The 19850-nt window shown below is 68.6% G+C and carries 7 protein-coding genes; 1 reads left to right on the top strand and 6 read right to left on the bottom strand.

Features of this window, described 5'->3' with window-relative positions; genetic code table 11:
- Nucleotides 1-2: 2 nt before the first annotated feature.
- Nucleotides 3-7358, bottom strand: coding sequence for a polymorphic toxin-type HINT domain-containing protein (locus DVK44_RS22660; RefSeq protein ID WP_228447325.1), 7356 nt, complete (start codon nt 7356-7358; stop codon nt 3-5).
- Nucleotides 7359-7956: 598 nt separating this feature from the next.
- Between DVK44_RS22660 and DVK44_RS22655 the strand changes: the two genes are divergently transcribed.
- The gene (locus tag DVK44_RS22655; RefSeq protein WP_114661313.1) at nt 7957-11472 is read left to right on the top strand and encodes an FG-GAP-like repeat-containing protein; all 3516 of its coding nucleotides are present in this window, start codon (nt 7957-7959) and stop codon (nt 11470-11472) included.
- A 109-nt stretch (nt 11473-11581) separates the two neighbouring features.
- On the opposite strand, the gene DVK44_RS22650 is transcribed toward DVK44_RS22655, so the two are convergent.
- The 5 genes from DVK44_RS22650 to DVK44_RS22630 all read right to left on the bottom strand — a co-directional run bounded on the left by DVK44_RS22650 (nt 11582) and on the right by DVK44_RS22630 (nt 19644).
- Complete coding sequence (locus DVK44_RS22650; protein WP_114661312.1) at nt 11582-12481, bottom strand: GNAT family N-acetyltransferase; 900 nt, start codon at nt 12479-12481, stop codon at nt 11582-11584.
- Between the two features lie 260 nt (nt 12482-12741).
- Complete coding sequence (locus DVK44_RS22645) at nt 12742-15249, bottom strand: galactose oxidase-like domain-containing protein (RefSeq protein WP_114661311.1); 2508 nt, start codon at nt 15247-15249, stop codon at nt 12742-12744.
- Entirely contained in the window at nt 15246-16697 is a 1452-nt protein-coding gene (locus tag DVK44_RS22640; protein WP_181957502.1) for a glycosyltransferase, read from the bottom strand. The genes DVK44_RS22645 and DVK44_RS22640 overlap by 4 nt, the downstream gene beginning before the upstream one ends.
- Nucleotides 16694-18442: an ArnT family glycosyltransferase gene (locus DVK44_RS22635; protein ID WP_228447324.1), complete on the bottom strand. Its 1749-nt coding sequence runs from the start codon at nt 18440-18442 to the stop codon at nt 16694-16696. The genes DVK44_RS22640 and DVK44_RS22635 overlap by 4 nt, the downstream gene beginning before the upstream one ends.
- Nucleotides 18439-19644, bottom strand: coding sequence for a glycosyltransferase (locus tag DVK44_RS22630; protein WP_408055410.1), 1206 nt, complete (start codon nt 19642-19644; stop codon nt 18439-18441). The genes DVK44_RS22635 and DVK44_RS22630 overlap by 4 nt, the downstream gene beginning before the upstream one ends.
- Nucleotides 19645-19850: the final 206 nt, after the last annotated feature.

Raw genomic sequence — 19850 nt, 5'->3', positions numbered from 1 at the left:
GCTCACCTTCCGACCGATAGGTCAGTCGCGCCACGCCTCACTAGTACACTCTGGCAGGATAGACACGCCGCCTCGGGTAGGCCCGTAGAACTTCTGACAGTGAGAAATTCGATATCACTGAACTCAAGCGAACGTCCGAACATGTCCTCAAAGTCAGCCGCGCGATTGGCAAACAGCGCATTACAGGCGCGTATTTCGGCACAGTTGGCCGCATCGCCCCCAAACATCTGCCCGCCATCTCCAGCAGCCTTCTGAATCTCAGGTTCCAGGTAGGCAGGACGAGAGGAAGCTCCGGAATAGCCAACCTCCGTCATGTCCGTGCCCTTAATGCGTGCAACCGAAGCCATCGTGGCATCTTCCGGCGCCTGCTTTGCAGCGGCACGAGCAGCAGTGCCCATATCCGGGCCACAGGAATTGTGGACCAGGACCGGTGTCTTCCCCGCGACAACATAGTACGTGTGGAGTTTGGCGACCGAGAAGTTGTAGGTGCGGACGTGGTCCGTGTAGGCGTCGTTCCGGACGATGCGCGCGGTGGTGCCGTTGGGGGTGTGGAGGGTGGTGCCGGGTTTGAGGTCGGCGGCGTTGATCCAGGCGTTTTCCTTGGGTGCCCAGAAGGGGTGCTCGGCCGTGGCGGTGATGTTCTTGTTGCCGTCGGGGGTGGCGATGGTGAGCTTGTTCAGCTCCTTGTCGCCCTCACTCGGCAGGAGTTCGGTGACGGGCTGGGCGCTGGTTTCGCCGGTTGCGGGGTTGGTGGCGAGGACCTGGTCGCCGACCTTGATGTCCTCGATGTTTTTGGTGGTGCCGTCGGCGAGGAGGACGGGGGTGCCGGCAAGGAAGCATGCCTGGACCGGCTTTGCTGCCGTCTTCGATCCCGCCTTGGCGCCTGCTACGGCACCGCCCGCCTTGGCTCCGCCTGTTCTGCTGACGAGCTTTGAGCCGACGGCTTTGATTCCCTTGGCGGCGACATTGCCGAGCGCTCCGCCTGCCGCGCCGCTGATGCCGCCGATGACGGCGCCCTTGCCGATGGCTGCGCCGTAGCCCCCGATGCTGTGGTCGGCGTCGGAGTTCATGGCGTTACCGACGGCCGCTCCTGCCGCACCGGCTATGGCACCGCAGCTCGCTCCGACGGCGACTGCGCCGACTCCACCGGTGACTGCGCCGGCGCCCACCGCTACGGCGCCGCAAGTCACGCCGACGGTGACTTCGACGGTGATCGTGATGATCTCCGTCTTGTACTTCTTGAACCAGCCGCCGATCTTGCACAGCCCGCCGCAGGGTTCGGGCTTGGTCACCGTGACGGTCTCGGTCTGGGTGAAGGTGACCGTCTTCTGGGAACCGCCGGAGGAGCCCGAGTTGCCGCTGTTCTTGTTGTCAGCGGGCGGATCCTTCGGGCCTCCGCCGTAGTGCTGTGAGGGGTTCTGCTTTCCGTGGCCACAGATGTCCGCCGGGCACAGCCCCGTCGGGTCGCTGCTGCTGATCGGGCTGTTGTTGCTGTACGCGTACCCGTTCATCTGGAGCGGGTCGGTGATGTCGATGATCGGGTCGGCGCTCAGGAAGCGGCCTGCCGCCTGGTCGTATTCGCGGGCGCCGAGGTGGGTCAGGCCGGTGGCGGTGTCGTCGATGCCGGAGCCGAGGTAGCCGCGTTTGTTGGGCCAGGTGGCGGGTTTGGTGCCACGGGTCTCGCCGTACGGTTTGAAGGCACGGCGGGTGACGCTCTGGCCGGTGGTGAGGCTGACGGTGGTATTGGCGGTGCCGACCGCGTCGGTGATGAGGACGTTGAGCTGGTGGCCGGTGCTCGCGCCGTTGGTGGTGGTGCGTACGACGGTGGGTGCGCCGGCCTGGGCGTAGGCGCGGGACGCACGGGTGATCTTGCCGGTGGAGTCGGTGGTCAGCTCGGTCTCGCCCAGGTACAGGGTGGAGCCGGTGGGCGAGTTCTCCAGGAGGCGGTTGCCGTCGGCGTCGTAGACGTAGCGGGTGGTGACACCGTCGACGGTGATCGTGTCGAGCTGGTCCTCGGCCGTCCACTCCAGGCTCTGGGTGGATTTGGCGAGGTCGCGCAGGGTGGTGTTGCCCACCTTGTTGTTCGAGTAGGCGCTGCCCTGGCCGGTCGGTGTGGAGGCGACCGAAGTGAGGATGTGCGGCTGCTGGACGAGGCTCTGGCCCGCGACCGTGGTGCCGTAGCCGTACTTGAAGGTGGTGTTCTTCGTGGCGTCGGCGGTGTTGTGGTCCGTCAGCGTGGCGCGGTTGCCGAGCCAGTCGTACGTGAACGTCTGCCGGTAGGCGGTGGTGCCGGTCGAGACCGTCGAGGCGAGTGGGGCCGCGGTGGTCAGCGAGGCGGCCAGTCTGGTGCTGGGGCTCGCCGCGTCCGTGGCGAGGGTGGGGGCGTCGGCGACCGGGCCGCCCGAGGGGGCGCCCGTCTTGGTGTAGCCCCAGTTGGTGCCGCCCGAGGAGCGGCATCCGGTGCCGCCCTGGTTGGGAGTGATGTTCGACGTCCAGGCATGGACCAGCTCGCCCAGCGCGTCATAGGTGTAGCACTGGTTGTCCCAGGTGGAGGAGCCGGTCGTCTCCGTGAGCTTGCGGGCGTTCGAGGAGATCTTGCCCGAGGCGTCGTACGAGTAGTAGCTGTCGGAGACTCGGGGCTCTCCGACGCCGCCGTTCTCCCGGTCGGTGACCGTGCGCTGGAGGCTGCCGGAGTGCTGGTCGACGAAGTTCGTCGTCCAGACCCGGCCCGGCTGCGAGCCGTTGACGCTGCGCAGGGCCTCGCCGTACGGGGAGTACGTGACGTCCGAGGTGTACCAGTCGATACCCGAAGTGGACTCCGGGAGGCCGTCGTCGTCGTAGCGCGTGACGACCTTCTCCTTCGCCAGGCCGCCCTTGGCCGGGAGCGTGACCGACAGTGGCTTCCCGGTCGGCGTGTAGGCGTAGGAGTAGGCGTACGTGCCCGAGAGCCCGGTCGTCATCGAGTTGACGGGAATGACCGTCTCCCGGCCGGTGGGCCGGTAGTCGGTGTCGTAGCCGGTGATCCGGTTGATGTACTCGGCCTTGGACGCGTCGCGCCGGATCGAGGCCGCGGGCAGGCCGACCGCACCGGACACGGTGTCGTACTTGTACTCCTTGATCGGGGCGGCGGTGGCCGAGCCCTCACGGATCGCCGTGGTGCGGCCCAGCACGTCGTACTCGGTGTGGAGGCTCTTGCCGAGCGCGTCGGTGGTTCGGATCTGGCGGTCGGCGTCGTCGTACCCGAAGGAGCTGGAGCCGGTGTCGGGGTCGGTGGAAGCGGTGAGCCGTCCCCGTACGTCATAGCTGAACGTCCAGGCGTTTCCGGCCGGGTCGGTGGCCCTGGTCTGGTTTCCCCGGGCGTCGTACGTGTAGTTCGTCGTCCGGTAGGACGAGACGCCGTCGGCCGCGGTGTAGTGCCGTACGGAGGTGACACGGCCCATCGCGTCGGTGTAGCTCTTGGTCGCCGGAACGCTGGAGCCGGGCGGCTTCACATAGACCGTGGTGTCGGTATAGGTGGTGTACGTGGCGTACTTGAAGCCCGCGCCGTGGTAGACGGACGAGCGGACCACTCGGTCCATGCCGTCGTACCGCGTCTTGACCTTGCTCGGTACCAGTGACTCCGATTTACGGGCGAAGAGCTTGGTCTCCGGACCACCCTTGGCGAGGTATCCGCTGGTCTGCTCCCGCACCAGGCCGTGGTCGTCGTACTTGGTGTCACTGATGATCCGGCCCGCGCCGTGGGCCTCGCTCTGGGTCTGCACCTGGCGCATCAGACCGTCGTAGATCGTCACCTGGTGCGAGTAACCGCCGTCGTCCTCAAGGGACTTCACCGTCACGGCGGCCGGAGTCGTCACCTTATTCGTCGCGACGGCGGGCTGGTAGGCGATCTCCACGTCCGCGTTCTTGCTGCCAGCGCGGGACGGGGACCAGCCCCTGACGACCCGGCCGAGCGCGTCGTACTCGGTACGGGTGACGCGGCCGTTGGTGTCGGTGACGGTGAGCGGCAGCGCGCGGCCGGGGTCGTAGGTCGTGGTGGAGGTGTGTCCCATCGCGTTGATGGTCTTGACGGCGGTGACGGGGCCACCGCCGACCGGTGTGAAGACGGTCTCCGACGTGCCGCTCAGCGGCTCGCTGACCTTCCGGAGCCGGCCCAGGTCGTCGTACGAGCTGGTGGTGGTCACGGAGTGGGCGCTGCCCGTGCCGTTGATCTCCGCCAGTGTGGTCTCCAGGCCCTTGGTCGGGGCGGTGCCCCACGCCTGGTCGTCGTAGGACGTACGGACCGAGCTGAGCAGCTGCGTCTCGGGGTCCGCCGTGTCGAATGCGGAACAGGGCGTCGCGGTGGAGCGGGTCTCCCTGGCCTTGCCGATGATCCAGGCGGAGGTGTTGTGGAGATACGTCGTCCGGACGCAGACCTGGTTACTGCGCGTCTCACCCGTTCCGTTGGGCTTGACGACCGACATCTCCAGCTGCGTGGGCAGCCCGTACGTGTCGTCCACGGTGGTCTCGGTCCGGACCGCCTGCCAGCTGCTCTCGACGCTCTGAATGGCGTCGGTGCGCGCCACCCACACACGCTGGGCGAGCAGCGGATCCATCTCCGTGCCGTCCTCGGCCTCGCGTGCGCGGGACGCGGTCTGCTTCGACCGGGGGAAGGTCAGGGCGCGCTTCAGCAGCCGGCCCTCGGAATGCTCGTAGGTGAGCGTCTCCGCGGTCATTCCGGCGAACTGCACCGCGTCGTCGGCGAGCAGTTCCACCGCGCCCTTGGAGTCCTTGACCGCGCCGCCCGTGCCCTGGAAGAAGCGGGTCACGGTGTACGACTGCGAGTTCGGGTCGCCCTGCTCCGAGCTGGACTTGCTGCCCCGGGTGACGGCGACCTGTCCGTAGCCGCGCCACACACTGTGGGTGCGCAGTGACGGCCGCGTGAACTCGTCGTCGCTCTTGTCCCAGGCAGGAGAGGTGTACGTGTAGGAGGTCTTGACGTTCTTGCCGAACGACGTGACCCGGTCCCTCTCCGTGACCGAGTCGACGACATACTTGTTGAACCACGCCTTGGCCGGCTTCTTCACATCACCGTCCGGGGACCACCGCACCGGGTAGCAGGTGTCGTTCTTCTTTCCCTTGTCGGTGGCGGGTTCGGCGGCGCAGCCGCCGGTGTACTCGACCTCGATGTCCCCACCGTTCTCGGTGGCGACGACACCGATGCGCGGGCGGGTGAATCCGGGGTTCTTGGTCCCCGATCCCGAGGTCACGAGGTTGGGAAGCTGACGGTCCCGCAGCCGGTCGCGCAACGGGGAGGACGAGCCGACGGTGTAGTGGCCGAAGCTGACGCCGTCCGCGGACTGGACGGTGCCGGTCGTGTCCCCGGGCGCGAAACCCGTACGGGTCACGGAGTTGAGCCAGAGGCCGGGCGAGGTGTCGTACCACTCCGCGGGGAAGGACTGGCGAAGTGTGTAGGTGTCCACCTTGCCCAGCCCGCTCTGGCCGGGGCGGGCCGCCTTCGTCGTGATCGTGTCGAGCCGCAGCTGCGTCCAGAAGGAGGGGAAGGCCGGGCACAGCTTGGAGTTGGACTTGCAGTTGAGGTTGCCGGGCGTGTCCCACCAGGGGCGGTACGCGCCGGGGTCGTCGGTCTTGGCGAAGTTGGCGGCGTCGCAGGCGGTGGCACTCTTGAGGCAGCGCTGCTTGACACCGAACTCGACAGTGGCCGAGGGCTTGGTCAGGTCGGAGGCGCGCATGCCGTACTCGATGGAGAGCGGGTAGGCGGCGCGGTCGTACTTCTCCGGTGTCTTGGTCTTCTTGTTGACGGCGTAGTAGTTGGTCTCCTGCTTCCAGTTGACGACCATGGCGTTGCCGTGGACGTCGACGACCTTGTCCATGCCCCATCGCCATGCCTGCTGCTTGCCGGCGCCGCAGCGGGAGGCGGCGAAGGTGGCGGCGTAGCAGGGCTCACCGGGGTGGTTGCCGAAAACAGGAACGGTGGAGACCGAGGAGGTGTTGGCATGGCCACCGCCAACGGCGTTCAGACCGTAGTAGTACGTCGTGCCGTCGGGGGTGGTGACGACCCAGTACTCGCCGTCGTCGTCGGCGTTGGTACCGCCGGTCTTCAGCTCGACGCGGGTGCCGTCGTCGTTCTGCGGGCGGTAGAGGTTCGTGGTGCCCACCCGGACCAGTTCGACCGTGCGACCGCCCAGCGACATCACCGCGTTGTACGACAGCCAGCACAGGTCGGACGTCTTGGTCTTCGTGGCCGTGTTGTTGGGCGTACCGGCCTTGAGCTTCTTGGTGTCGTCCTTGCAGGAGCGGTAGCGCCGCTCGATGTGGCCCGGTTCGTAGTCCCAGCCCTCGCCGATCCAGGACGCCTGGGGCGAGGAGACCGCGGTCTTGCCGTCGACCTGCTGTGAGTCGTAGTTCAGCGAGATGTTCGGCGAGGGACCGGCGGGGGTGGGCGGCACGGTCAGCGGATACGACCAGGAGAAGGAGCCGGAGGAGCCGCCGGCGGCCCAGTTTCCGCTGGACGCGAGCGGGGTGGCCTTGAACGAACCGCCGTCTCCGGCGCCGGAGTCGGTGACTCCGAGTACGGCCGTGGAGCCACCGGCCGCCGCCGCGACGGTGTTCGTCGTACCGCGGTACGCGGCCTGCTGGACGGTGGGACGGCTGTCACTGGCCGACAACGGCGCGGAGACGGGCGCGGCCAGGCCCTCGGCTGCGGGGTCCACCGTGGCGGTGACGGTGCCGTCGAGGGTGTTGTTGACCGACTCCAGTTCCTCGTACTCCTGGCACTCCTCGACATCGGGCGTGGTGAGGTAGCACTCGGGGAACTGCACCAGGCGCAGCCGTGAGGCCCAGTCCGCGCCGTACAGGTTCTTGAACTTCTTGTAGTCGAACCGCACCGACACCGGAACCACTCCGGCGGGCGGTGCCTGCACGGTGACCACCGCGCCGTCCACACCGCGCTCCACGGTCTCCGCGCGGCCGGCCACCGCGACCTTCCACGTGCCGGTGGGCGTCGGCTCTCCTTCTGCCTGCCCGAGGCTGACCGGCAGGTTCCCGACGGGGGTGGCTGCCGGGGAGGCCGTGCCGTCGGTACGGACCGTACGGGCGGGGGCCGTTGCCGTTCCGGAGCCGAAGGTGACCTCACCGCTGGCGGCGGGCGGCACGGTGGTCGTGCCGGTGGGAGCCTGCTCCAGGTCTTTGGGGGTCTCGGTCTTCAGGCTTTCGAGGTTCTTGTCGACGATCGTGCCCGGCATCTCCTTTTCCTGGTCGAGTTCCTCCAGGAACACTTCGGTGAGTCCGACGCTCTCGGGATCCGGTGGCAGCGCGAACGCCTGGGCCGGCAGCAGGGTCACCAGCAGGGCAAGGCCCACGGCGGGCACCACGGTGCGGCGGACACGGCGTCGACGACGGCGAGTTTCAGACAGACGAGACACGCCAGATCCCCCCGGACCATGTGGCACGGCACCGGGCTGGGCCGCACAGGACGTCATGCAAGAACGGGCTGATTCTGTGGGGGCGCTGTGAAGAAAAACCAGGGAAAAAGCGACTACGTGATCATCATCACGGTAGGTAGCAGATCAATTACCCATCAGGGAACGGGAATCGTGAGGCATCCGATCAAAAAGGCCGCCAACCGGCGACATGACCCGCATCGGTCACCACACCAGAAACACCTCACCATCGGATAATTGTTCGAGAGATTCACTCCTTTTGCACCCTTATGACATCTTCTCGGGTGGCCGTGCCGCTACGAGAAAGGAGTGAGCGAGGCGGCGGCTCCGGCCGAGCCGCGCTCCACACCGGAGGCCGGCCGGCTCCGCGGAGGGTGACGGATGTTCACCGATGGGTCATGATCTGCTCGCTTGTTCCGTGCTCTCGGACTCCTTTGCCCGGGTTCGCGCGAGGAGCGTCGTTTCTCCGGTCGGCGATCCACCGGGCCACCGGGGCCAAGGGGGAGGGATCTCACTCATGTCGTCGCCGCCACGCCGTTTCCGCCTGCCGGGCCGGCGCACCATCGCCACGGCCTGCGCGGTCGCCGTCGCCGCGACCGGTCTGACCTACGTGGGTCTGCGAGGGGCCGATCCGGGGTCCGGCAGTGCTCCGCCGCCGTCCCGGTCGGCGGGGCCGACGGGGACGGCGGGGACGGCGGCGAGCGAGAGCGATGCCATCACCACTGCGGCGAAGACCGGCAAGCGAGTGGAGGTCGCCTCCCTGCGAACCGCCAACTCCACCACCTGGGCCCGCCCGGGTGGGCAGATGCTCCGTGAGGTTCACTCCTCTCCGATCCGCGCCAAGGTCGATGGCGAGTGGAAGCCGATCGACCGGTCACTCCACCGCACAGACCGCGGCTGGGAACCCCGGGCCACCAACACCGGCATGGTGTTCTCCGCCGGCTCGGAGAACACCGGCGGGAAGGGGGACGGAGACCGCGAGGCGCGTACGTCTCGTGCGTCGGAGCACCGGGTCTCGCTGCTGAAGGGTACGACCGCGAAGGCGGACGGAGTGGCGAGTCCGCTGGTCACCCTGCACACCAACGGCCATGACATTCGGCTCACTTGGCCGGGACCGATACCGGAACCGATCATCGACACCAACCGAGCGCTCTATCCCGAAATCATCCCCGGCGCGGATCTGGTGCTCACCGCCGACGACGAGGGATTCGCCCAGCTCCTCGTGGTGAAGAACCGCACCGCCGCCGCCGACCCGCGCGTCGCCCAGCTCTCGTACGGCCTCTCCTCCCCCACCCTCACCTTCCGGCTCGACCCTTCCTCCGGCATCGTCAGCGCCGAGAACGCCTACGGAGACGAGGTCGCGATGTCACCGACCCCGGTGATGTGGGACAACGCCGGGGCTCCGGCCGTCACCGACAGCGAGGTGGGTGCGACCGCGCAGCCCACCGGTCCCGAGGTGCTGCCGTCCGAGCCGGAGGAGCCCGAGGAGCCGGAGGAGACCCCCTCGGCCGACGCCGACGACGAGCCCCAGTCCGACGAACAGACCGACGAGGACGAGGAGGAGCTGCCGACCGCGAGCGACGAGCCCGTTCCGGCGGTCTCCGAAACACCCCTGCCGACCGCTCCTCCGGAGCCGACACCGGAACCGTCGAAGAGCGGGCCGGCCGCCACCCTGTCGCTGCCCGCGCTCGACGGTCCGTCCCCCGACTCCCACGGCGCGCTGGTCGAAACGGATCTCTCCGGCGGTAACTGGGTCATCACCCCGGACAAGAACCTCCTCTCCGACCCGTCCACCGTCTTTCCTGTCTTCATCGATCCCTCGGTGAAGAAGGGCATACAGAACTGGACCACGGTCTACAACCGCTACCCGAAGGCGACCTTCTACAACGGCAAGGGCTTCAACAAGGGTGGTACCCACGAGGCGCGGGTCGGCTTCGAGTCCGACACCTGGGGCACCTCACGCTCCTTCTTCAACCTCGACTTCGACACGGACGGGACCATCAAGGGCGCGGTCATCAAATCGGCCAAGCTGACGGTCCTGGAAACCTATGCCTGGTCGTGCAGCGAGCGGGCCATGAGCGTCCACCTCACCGGCGAGATCGACTCGAAGACCAATTGGAAGAACGCCCCCAAACTCCACAACGGCAACAAGATCAGTACCAAGAGTTTCGCGCACGGCTGGAAATCCAGCTGCCCCGACGCGTTCGAGAACTTCGACGTCAAGAAGGCCGCCCAGCAGGCCGCCGACAAGGGTGGGAAAACCATCACCTTCGGCATGCGCGCCGTCAACGAGGACTCCCAGTACGCCTGGAAGAAGTTCGCCGCCAACAGCGACTTCAGCCCGAGGCTCGAAATCGAGTACAACCGCCGTCCCACCGCCCCCACCGGCCATTACCTCAACCCCGAGGCCAAGTGCACCACGACCAAGCCGTACGCACGGATGGCCGCCGGGGAGATCACCTTCACCGCATCGTCGACCGACAAGGACAAGAACCTCGACTATCTGGACTTCGATCTGTGGCCGACCGGCAAGTGGGCCGCCACCGGTGACCTGCTCAAGTCGACCGGGAAGGTGTCCGTCGGCATAAACACCGGAAGCGCCCGGGTCACCACGAACTCCTTCTCCACCAGCAAGCTCACCAACGGCACGGTGTACTCGTGGCGGGTGCAGGCTTTTGATGATATCGGCGCCACCTCGGGCTACTCGCCGAAGAAGGTGCCCTGCCGCTTCGTCTTCGACACGAAGGCGCCCACCCCGCCCGAGGTCACGTCGAAGGACTTCCCCGACGCCGACGAGGACAACGATGGCTTCGGCAACAAGGAAGAGGACACTATCTGGAGCAAGATCAAGTTCGGTACCGCCGGCAGCTTCACCTTCCGCGCGCTGAACGAAGACGTCGTGGCCTACGAGTACGGCTTCAACGATTCCAGTTACCCCTTCTCCCTCGCTCGCAAGGACGGAACCAAGACGACGGTCAGCGCGACCATCAAGGACGCGAAGCCCCCGTCGGCCGGCCCCAACGTGCTCTTCGTACGGACTGTCGACGGCGCCGGCAACGTATCCGTCCCGACCAAGTACTTCTTCTACGTCGCGCCCAAGTCGAAGGCCGATGCCCCCGGCGACTTCACCGGGGACGGCATAGCCGACCTGATGACCGTCACGGAGAAGGGAAATCTGGGGCTGTACGCCGGACAGATGAACAAGGACCTCACCAAGGTCAGCGGGAAACTGGGCTACTCGATGCCCGGCGCGTACCGCGACAACCCGAACAAGGACCCCAACGGCGACAAACTCGCCCCCTTCGTCTCGGCTCCGAGCGCCCACTTCAACAATGCCCTGATCACCCACAACGGGGATGTGTACGGCGGCGACGGCATCCAGGACCTCATTGTCCGCGTCAACGGAAAGCTCTGGGTCTACCCCGGCGACGGCTACGGCGCCGTGAACATCAGCAAGCGCCGCGAGATCCTCCTCCCGGCCAATGCGCCCGCCCCCGACACCTTCAGCCAGATCGTCTCGGCGGGCGACGCCAACGGTGACGGCAAAGCCGACTTCTTCGTCACCGTCGGCGAGGCGTTGTGGGTGCTCATCGGCTACAACGGCGCGACGGTCGAGACGGCCACGCGGCTCTCCGGCTCCGCCTGGGGCAACCGCGACCTCGTCACCGTCCTCGACGTCACCGGCGACGGTGTCACCGACATCGTCTACCGGTCCGACGTCACCGGGCGGCTGCTCCTGCGTACCGGCATCAAGGCGGCCTCGGGCGGCGTCGACTTCAACTCGCTTACCTCCGCGGCGAATTCCGGTACCGGAACCGATGCTCAGTACGGAGCCTCCGGCTGGTTGAGTTCGTCCATCCCGCATCTCATGGGCACCCCCGATGTCACCGGGGATGGCATCCCCGACATCTGGGCGGTCTTCGCCAACGGATCCGTACGCCTCTACACAGGCAGCAAGACGGCCCTCTCCGGCAGCGGCACCGAGATCATCGCGCCGGCGAGCTACTGGAAGACACGGCAGACCATCGGCTGAGCACGCGGTCCGGAGCCGGTCGCGCCACGGCCGGCTCCGGCGGCCGCACCCCTGGGGTGTGGCCGATGCCCAGGGAGGTCAGTCCCAGCCTAAGAGCATGAGCGGCACCCTAGTCAGTAGCCATCGGGTGGAAGTTGACGCGTTCGCTGATGATGGGGAAGCCGGCCTTGGTGAAGTGGGCGGCCATGGGGAAGTTGCCCTGGTCCGTCGCTCCGCTGACGTACTGTGCGCCGCGTTCGGCGAGGTAGTGGGTGCACTCCGCGAGGAGGTCGTAGGCGTAGCCGTGGCCGCGGTGTTCCGGGAGGACTCCGATGAAGCCGATGGTCGGGCCGCTGGGGTTGTGGGCCGGGATGTGGATGCCGGCCAGGTCGCCGTCCGGGGTGTGTGCGAGCTGCCACCACTCCCGCGGGGAGGGGCACCAGTGGAAGAAGTCGAGCTCCTCCTGGGCGGCCCGGTCGAGGCCGCCCTCCGCGATGGCGCTGATCGCGTGAGCGTCCAGGGTGGCGGAGTGGATACGGCGCAGCGCGTCGAAGAACACGGCGTCGTCGGGTTCGGGGCTGAAGCGCAGGCGTCCGGGCCGTTCGGGCAGTCCTCGCTCCGGGGTCCAGCGGTACAGGAAGCGTTCCACCAGGAGTTCGTAACCGGCGGCCCGCGCGGCGGCGAAGCGCGCCTCGGCGGCGGCGCGCAGAATGGGCTCGTCCCGTCGGCCGCCGGGCAGGTTGATCTCCAGCTCGACCCGCCAGGGCGCGGAGCGCAGGAGTTCGGCCCCCGCCGCCTCCTCGCCCTCGGCCACATCGAACCAGTTGATGTTGACGGGCTCCGCGTCGTCGGGGCCGCCCCACCACGCACCACGCGCGACAACCTCGCCGTCACGCAGCGCGACGCGCTTCCAGTCGGGGCGGAAGCGCGTACGCCGATGGCCTTCGCGGGCGTCCAGCGGGTCGGGGAGTGCGTCGAAGAGATGGGCGTCGCTCGCGGAGAGCGCGCGGATGATGACCGGACCGGTCATGGAATTCCTCCGGGATACGGACTGCGTGAAGCGCTCCCGGTCAGAACTCGCGAACCACGCCGGGACAGCGGAAAAGGGAGCGCATGAATGGTGTGAACCGCACGGCACTCGCCTCCTTCCGGCCATCTCAGGGCGTGGAGCCACACCGTATGTGCCCCTCCACCGGTCCGTCCACGGATTTTCGCGTCGACGGGGCTGGTCCTCTCCCCGTCCGGGTGAGGAACAGCCCCATGTACAGACGTCGGACCGTCAGTCGTGCGTCAGTGGTGGTGTGCTCCCGTCACACCGCCTCCCGTCACATCGCCCTTTCCGCACGCCAGCCCGTCCCCGTTCCGGTCCAGCCCCAGCGGGTCCTCCCTGCCGTTGAGCTTCAGCCGACCGTACGCGTGCGCGGCCAGCCAGTCGCAGCGGGCGGCGGGGGTGGCGAGGCTGTCCGGGAAGGTGGCGGGGACGCAGACGTCGGGCGGGCCGTAGTGGCGGTCGCAGCCCGCGACTTGAGGGGGTACGGGCGCCGACGCGCGCCGCTTCTGCGGTTTCTTCTCGGGCTTCGCCAGGTCCGTCGCGAAGTCGTGGATGTGCGCCGACTCCAGCGCACGTTCCGCCAGGGCCGCCGGGCCGCCCAGGTGGACCCATTCGGCGACCGACGGGACACCCGCCGCGTCGACCGCGAAGAGCATGTACCAGCCGGGCGGCGCCAGGTTGGGGTTGCTGGTGACGTTGAGGTCGATGGTGCGGGGGTCGTCGGGGTCGACCGTCAGCGGCAGGTCCACAAAGCGCTGGTTGGGGTCGGAGGAGTGGGTGACGGCGGCCGGGCGGATCAGCTCGGCCTTCACGATGGGGCGGTCGACGGTGATGCGCCGGGTGTCGCCGTACAGCCAGTGGTCCCCGGCGACCGAGGTGATCTCCGGGCGCGGGCCCTTCAGCAGATACGGCGGGGTGTAGAGCGAGACCTTGTGGTTCCAGGTGCCGTTGCCCGGGTTGTCGCCCGTCGCCATCACCCGGCCGTCCGGCAGCAGGAACGCGGAGGAGTGGTAGCCGCGCGCCTCCGGGTCCGGGGCCACCGGGGTGAAGGTGTCGGTCGCCGGGTCGAAGAGGGACGACGAGAACACCGGGTTGGCGCGGTTGTGCAGTGCGCCGCCCGTCTCCAGCACCTTGCCGTCCGGCAGCAGCACCGCCGAGCCGTACATCTTGCCCTGCGCGCCCGTCTGCGGCTGCGGGCCCGCGCCCGTGCCGAGATCCACCGTTCCCTGAGGCAGCAACGGGCCGTGCGTATAGGTGGGGTTGGGCTGCTTGAGGTCGATGAGGTCCGTGAGGCGGTTCGCCTCCGGGTTCGAGTCGATGTTGCCGCCGCCGATCGTCAGCACCCGCTGATCCTGCGCGGGCGGCAGCAGCACACTCGCCGACTGGTCGCGCTCGTCCTTGTTCTGGAGCCCGGCGACATCCGTCACCGTGTTCGCGTCGTAGTCGTAGATCGACGCGCCCGTGCCCGGGGTGCCGTTGCCGAAGACATGGCTGCCCGAGTAGAAGAGCCGGCCGTCCTGCATCAGGATCATCGACGGGTACAGCCCCCAGTACGACCACGTCTGGTTGACCTGCCACAGCGGCAGCCACTTCTCCTCGGCCGCCGACCAGCGCTCCGCCGTCACCGAGCCGCTGGAGTCCTCGCGCAGCCCGCCGAAGGACATCACATCGCCGTTGCCCATGATCGTCGCCGACGGGTACCAGTGCCCGTCGTTCATGTCGTTCGTCCTCGTGTACGTCTCGGTGGCCGGGTCGAAGACGTACGAGTCCTTGTAGCCCTGGTAGCCGACCGTGCCGTCCGCCGACGGATAGCCCTTGTTGCCGCTCATCACCAGCACCCGGCCGTCGGAGAGCTGGACATGGCCGGAGCAGAACATGTCGTCGGGCGTCGGGATCGTACGGTACGAGCCGGTCGCCGGGTCGTATACGGCGGAGGTGAACGTGCCCGCCTCGAACAGGTCGGTGTCGTTCCCCGAACCCGCGATCAGCAGCACCTTGCCGTTGTTCAGCACCACCGAGTGCATCGAGCGCACCGGGTTGTCCGTCGGCAGGACCTCCCACTTCCCGTCGGCACACTCCTCGGCCGTCCCCGTGCACACCGGGTCCGGCGGCTCCGCGACGACCTCCTCCATCGCGTAGTCGTCGGTGGTCACACTGCCCGTGCCGTAGACGGAGACACCCCAGCTGATCCGGTCGGTGCCGGGCGGGACGACGGGCGTACGGACCGACGCCTGCTGGTAACCGGCGCTCAGATCAAGGGTCTTGAGGTCCGTCCAGTACTGCCAGCCCGCCACCGTGTCATGGCGGAAGACCGTGATCGCCGCGTCGGGAGTCGTCGACTTGTACCAGACGGAGAGGTCGTACTGCGCCCCCTCCGTCACGGCCGGCGCGCACGCCGCCGACTCCGTGATCAGCGCCTTGCGGTCACCGTCGACGCTGCGCGTCAGCTCGACCTTGAGCGCCTTCGTACCGGAATGGGCGTCGGCCACGACATCGAAGCTGAAGTCGTTGTCGCCCCAGCCGGACCGCTCCCAGCAGTACGGCATCCCGTCGGCGCCGGTGCCCGCCGTCTCGAAGCCCGGGTTCTTGATCAGGTTCGGGCCGGCGACGGCGGGGTGCTGGGTGCCGAGCAGCAGACCGCCGGTGAGGGCGGTGACGGCGAGGAAGGCGGTACGGGTGCGGCGGGAGGGGCGAGTGCGGTCGGAGAGGAAGGGGGAGCGCAGCCGTGCGCCGGTACGTGTTCTCATCGGCTCGCCTCGCTGACCGTCTCCATCCGCTCGGCCGGCGCGCCCGGCCTGCCCGTACGCACCACCGTCCCCCGGCCCTTCCCCCGCCCCTTCCGGGGCGCCCTCCGCTGCCGCTTCGGCAGATACACCAGCGCCTCCGTCCCCACGAACCGCAGCACAAACGTCGCCAGCAGCCCGCACACCGTCGCCGGCAGCACCCCCATCCCGGCGTACGTCACCAGCAGCGCGATCAGCGGAATCCGCAGCAGCAGATCCGCGTTGGCCAGCAGCGCGAACCGGCCCACCCGGTCCGCCCAGTGCCGGTGCGCTCGCCTCCCCCGGAACAGCAGCCCCTCGATGAGCAGGAAGTTCCACGCCACCCCGAACTGGTTGGCCACCACCTCGGCCGGCAGATAGTGCGCCCCGGCCGCCGTCAGCCCGTACAGCACGAGCAGGTTCGGTACGAAGCCGGTCAGGCCGATCAGCCCGAAGGCGACCATCCGGGCGGCCGGGGCGGCCGTGCGGAGTTCGACCAGGTGACGCAGGAAACGCAGGCCCTCCTTCGCCGTCGACTTCGACTCACCGGCGAACCGGTCGCCGAAGACGAACGGCACCTCCGCCGGGCGCTCGGGGCGGCAGCGTACGGCCAGCTCCAGCAGGATCTTGTAGCCGAGCGGACGCAGCACCTCCGCTCCCTCCGATGCAGCCTCCGAGGACCCGGCCGCGGAACCCGCCGAGGACCCGGCCGCTGAACCGGCCGCAGCAGCCACAGCGGACCGTCTGATCGCGAAGAAGCCGCTCATCGGATCGCTTATCCCGCGCAGCCGGCGCGGGAACAGCGCCTTCGTCAGCCAGGTCGCGGAGCGCGAGACGGCGATACGGTAACCGCCCGCCAGCCCGGCCCGGCTGCCGCCCTCGATATACCGGCTGGCCACCACGAGATCGGCGCCCTCGCGCTCCCCGGCCGCGACCAGGTCGGGCACGAGCGCCGGCGGGTGCTGGAGATCGGCGTCCATGACGACGATCCAGTCCGACCCGGCGGCCCTGAGGCCCTCGACGACCGCGCCGCCGAGTCCCCCCACCGGCTCCTCGCGGTGCAGAACGTTGACGGGGAACGGGCAGTCCAGCGCGGCCGACGCGATGACGGCCGGGGTGTTGTCCGTCGAGTCGTCGACGAAGAGGACCTCGCAGGGCAGCCTGGCCGGTACGGCGTCGGTCAGCCGGCGCAGCAACTCCCGTACGTTCCCGGCCTCGTTGAAGGTCGGGATGATGACGGTCACGGCACCCGGCTCGGCGACGGCGGTCGACTCCAGGGCGCCGAGGCTCAGTTGCCCGCGTACATCGCCGTCACTGCCGCTGCCACCACTTCCCCTACCGCCACTGCCGTTACCGCCGCTGCCGCTACCACCGCTGCCGTTACCGCCGCCCGCGCCCGGCAGCTCCGCGCCGTTCTCGGAAAGATCGCTCATCGCTCGTCGCCTCCCACGATCTGCCGGATCTCGATCCGGTCCTCGCCGTCCCCGAAGACGGCCACAGCGGTCGAATGGTCCAGCGCCGCCCGCACATTGGGCAGGTCGCGCGCGTCGCGCCGTACGGTCGGAGAGGCGACGACATAGTCCAGGTCGCGCCAGCCGCCCGGCATGGTCTTCGTGACCGCCGGGTCGAGATCCGCCTTGTAGAACCAGATGGCGCCCAGGCCCGGTTCGTAGCCCGCGTGGACGAGGTCGAGCCAGAGCGCGTCGTCCACCAGCACCCGCGCCCGGGACGGGTCCGCCACCTCGGTCGCCATCCAGTCGGCCGCCGCGCGGTACGACGCGTTGTCGTCCGCCGTCAGCGCCGTACGGTCGCCGTCGTACCAGCGCGGTACGACGAGTACGGCGGCGCTCGCCGCCAGCGCCACCAGCGCCGTCCACCGTACGGCGGACAGCCCGCGCCCCTCCCCCGGACGGCGCCACTTGCGCAGCACGGCATGGCTGACGGAGGCCGCCGCGCCCGCCAGGACCAGCGCCAGGAACGGCAGCCCCTGGATGATGTACATCGCGGGCAGATAGCCGGACGGGCGCATCGCCACCGCCGTCAGAATGACCACCGCGAGCGCGGGCCCCGCCAGCGCCCGCGCCGTGACCGACCAGCGCAGGGCCGCCACGAGCAGCACGGCCGCCGCGATCCCGCCGAGCGGCAGCACCCGGTCGTAGTAGAGCCAGGACTGGAGCACCCCGTACGAACCGGAGCCCGGGTCGAGGACGAAGCCGGAGCCCGGCCGGCTCATCTGGTACGTCACACCGTCCCAGAGCGAGACATGCCCGCCACCGGGCAGCAACTCGCCCTTGAGCAGGGCGAACAGCGGATACGAGAGCCCGATCAGCACACACGCGGTGATGGCGCCGGTCAGCGCGAACTTACGGGTGTCGCGGTGGCTGTTGCGCCACATCGTGACAAGCAGCGCGGGCAGCACGACGAGCATGGTCTCTTTCGTCAGCACCCCGACGGCGGCGGCGATCCCGGCCGCGAAGTGGTGCCAGAGATGCCGGTGGGGCGAGGCCGCGAGACAGAACGCGAGCAGCGTCCACATGACGGCGATGTTGTCGAGGAAGATCTCCCGCTGGAGCACCACGGAGAGCGGCGACAGCCCGAACAGCGCCATCGCGAGCCCGGCCGCCCAGCGCGGCAGCAGCAGCCGGCGCGCGAGTACGTAGACGAGGACCGCGCTGGCGGCGCTGACGAGCAGCATCGCGACGCGCATCGTCGCGACGGTCATCGAGTCGGGCGACAGGAGCGCCGGCAGCCAGGTCAGGAAGGCGATCTGGAGCCAGCCGAGGGGCGGATGGTCGTACCAGTACGTGTAGTGGGCGAGGCCCCGGCCCTCCTGGACGGCCCACGCCTGGGCGAGGTAGGTGCCCTCGTCGTCGCTGAGCGTGGGGTAGTGCTGGATGTTCCAGCCCTGGACGGCGAGGATCGCGAGGAGGAGGACGCCGCAGAGGACGAGGTCGGCGCGGGAGCGGCGGAAGCGGACGACGGGGCGGGCGAAGAGCTTCGGGGCGCGCGAGGTGTGCGGGGTGTGCGAGGCGCGCGTGTCCGTCCCCGCCCCTGCCCCCGTGCCCGTACCCGTAACGCCGTCTGATCTGTCAGGTCCGGAAGGCGGTCTCCGCCCGTCCGTACCCATACCCGTTCTCGAACCCGCGTCCGGTGTCACCGCGGGGAGCGTGGAGGTCACGCGTGGACTTCCTCTCGGAGATGCGCGCCGACATGGCTGGTCAGCTCCCAGTCGCTGCGCCCCCGGTGCTCGCGCCACACGGCGCGGATGGCCGCTCCGGCGAGTAGCACCTGGTAGAAGGGGCCGCCGACGACGAGCTTGAGGTAGTGCGCGAGCCGGACCCGGAGTCCGTACTGCCGGCCGAAGTCATGGAGCCCGACGACCTCGAAGACAAAGGTGACCAGGGCGGTGACCAGCGGCAGGAAGCTGATGAACGCGATCGTCACCGGTACGTCGAGAAAGAGCGCGACGCAGATGTTCAGCGGGATGATCACACCGGTGAACGCCTGGAGGAACGGGGTCATCAGGGTGTAGCGGGCGAGCATCCGCTGTCCGCGCGTGGGCAGTTGGCGCCAGTCGTTCTTGCGGTAGACCTGAAGGAAGCCCTGGTTCCACCGGGTGCGCTGCTTGAGCAGCGACATCAGCGAGTCGGGGGTCTCCTCGCGGGTCACCATGTCGGAGTCGTACGCGACAACGACCTTCTTGCCGACGCTGGAGAGCCGTACGCCCAGATCGCAGTCCTCGGCCAGGCAGTTCTGGTCCCAGCCGCCGGCCGCGCGCAGCACCTCGGTCCGTACGAAGACGGTGTTGCCGCCGAGCGGGATGAAGCCTTTCTGCGCGTGCAGATGGAGCCGGCTGCGGAACCAGAAGAAGTACTCCAGGCAGTTGCGCAGGCTGTACCAGCTGGAGTGGAAGTTGATCAGCTGCACTCCGCCCTGGACGACATCGGCGCCGGTGGAGCGGAACGCGTGGTCGACATGGGTGAGCAGGGCGGGATGGACCTGGTCCTCCGCGTCGAAGACGCCGACGACATCGCCCGTGCAGTACGGGAGCGCGGTGTTGAGCGCCTTGGGCTTGTTCTTGGCCTCGTGGGTGTCGACGACGACCCGGACCCGGTCGGGGGCGCGGGCCGCGGCGCGGTCGGCGACCGCGGCGGTCTCCGGGTCGTCGTGGCCGACGATGACGATGATCTCGAATGCGCTGTGGCTGGATTCCAGCAGCCGTTCGATGGTGTGCTCCAGCACCGCCTGCTCATGGCGGGCGGGCAGGAGCAGCGAGAACGAACCCTGCCGGCCGCCGTCGGGCGGGTCGAATCTGGTGGCGGCCAGTGTCTCCGGCGTACGCCAGGCGTGCATCTGCCACCAGAGCGTGAAGGCGGCCATCCAGAACAAAGCGATGGATATCACCGCAATCAGCGCAGCGGTGAACACGGACAGGAACAATTGGCCCCCCTCGGCCGGGGCGGACCGCGGCAAGGCCCCCCTGGCCGCCGGTCCACCCGCTCAGATCCCCCTGGCGCGCAGGTTCCCCCCTGGCGCGCTGCTGTGTGCGGTCGTTGAAGACCATAAGGGGGACCTGTGACGGGAGA

The sequence above is a fragment of the Streptomyces paludis genome (assembly GCF_003344965.1).
GTDB lineage: Bacteria > Actinomycetota > Actinomycetes > Streptomycetales > Streptomycetaceae > Streptomyces > Streptomyces paludis.
This window is presented reverse-complemented; position numbering and strand designations above follow the sequence as displayed.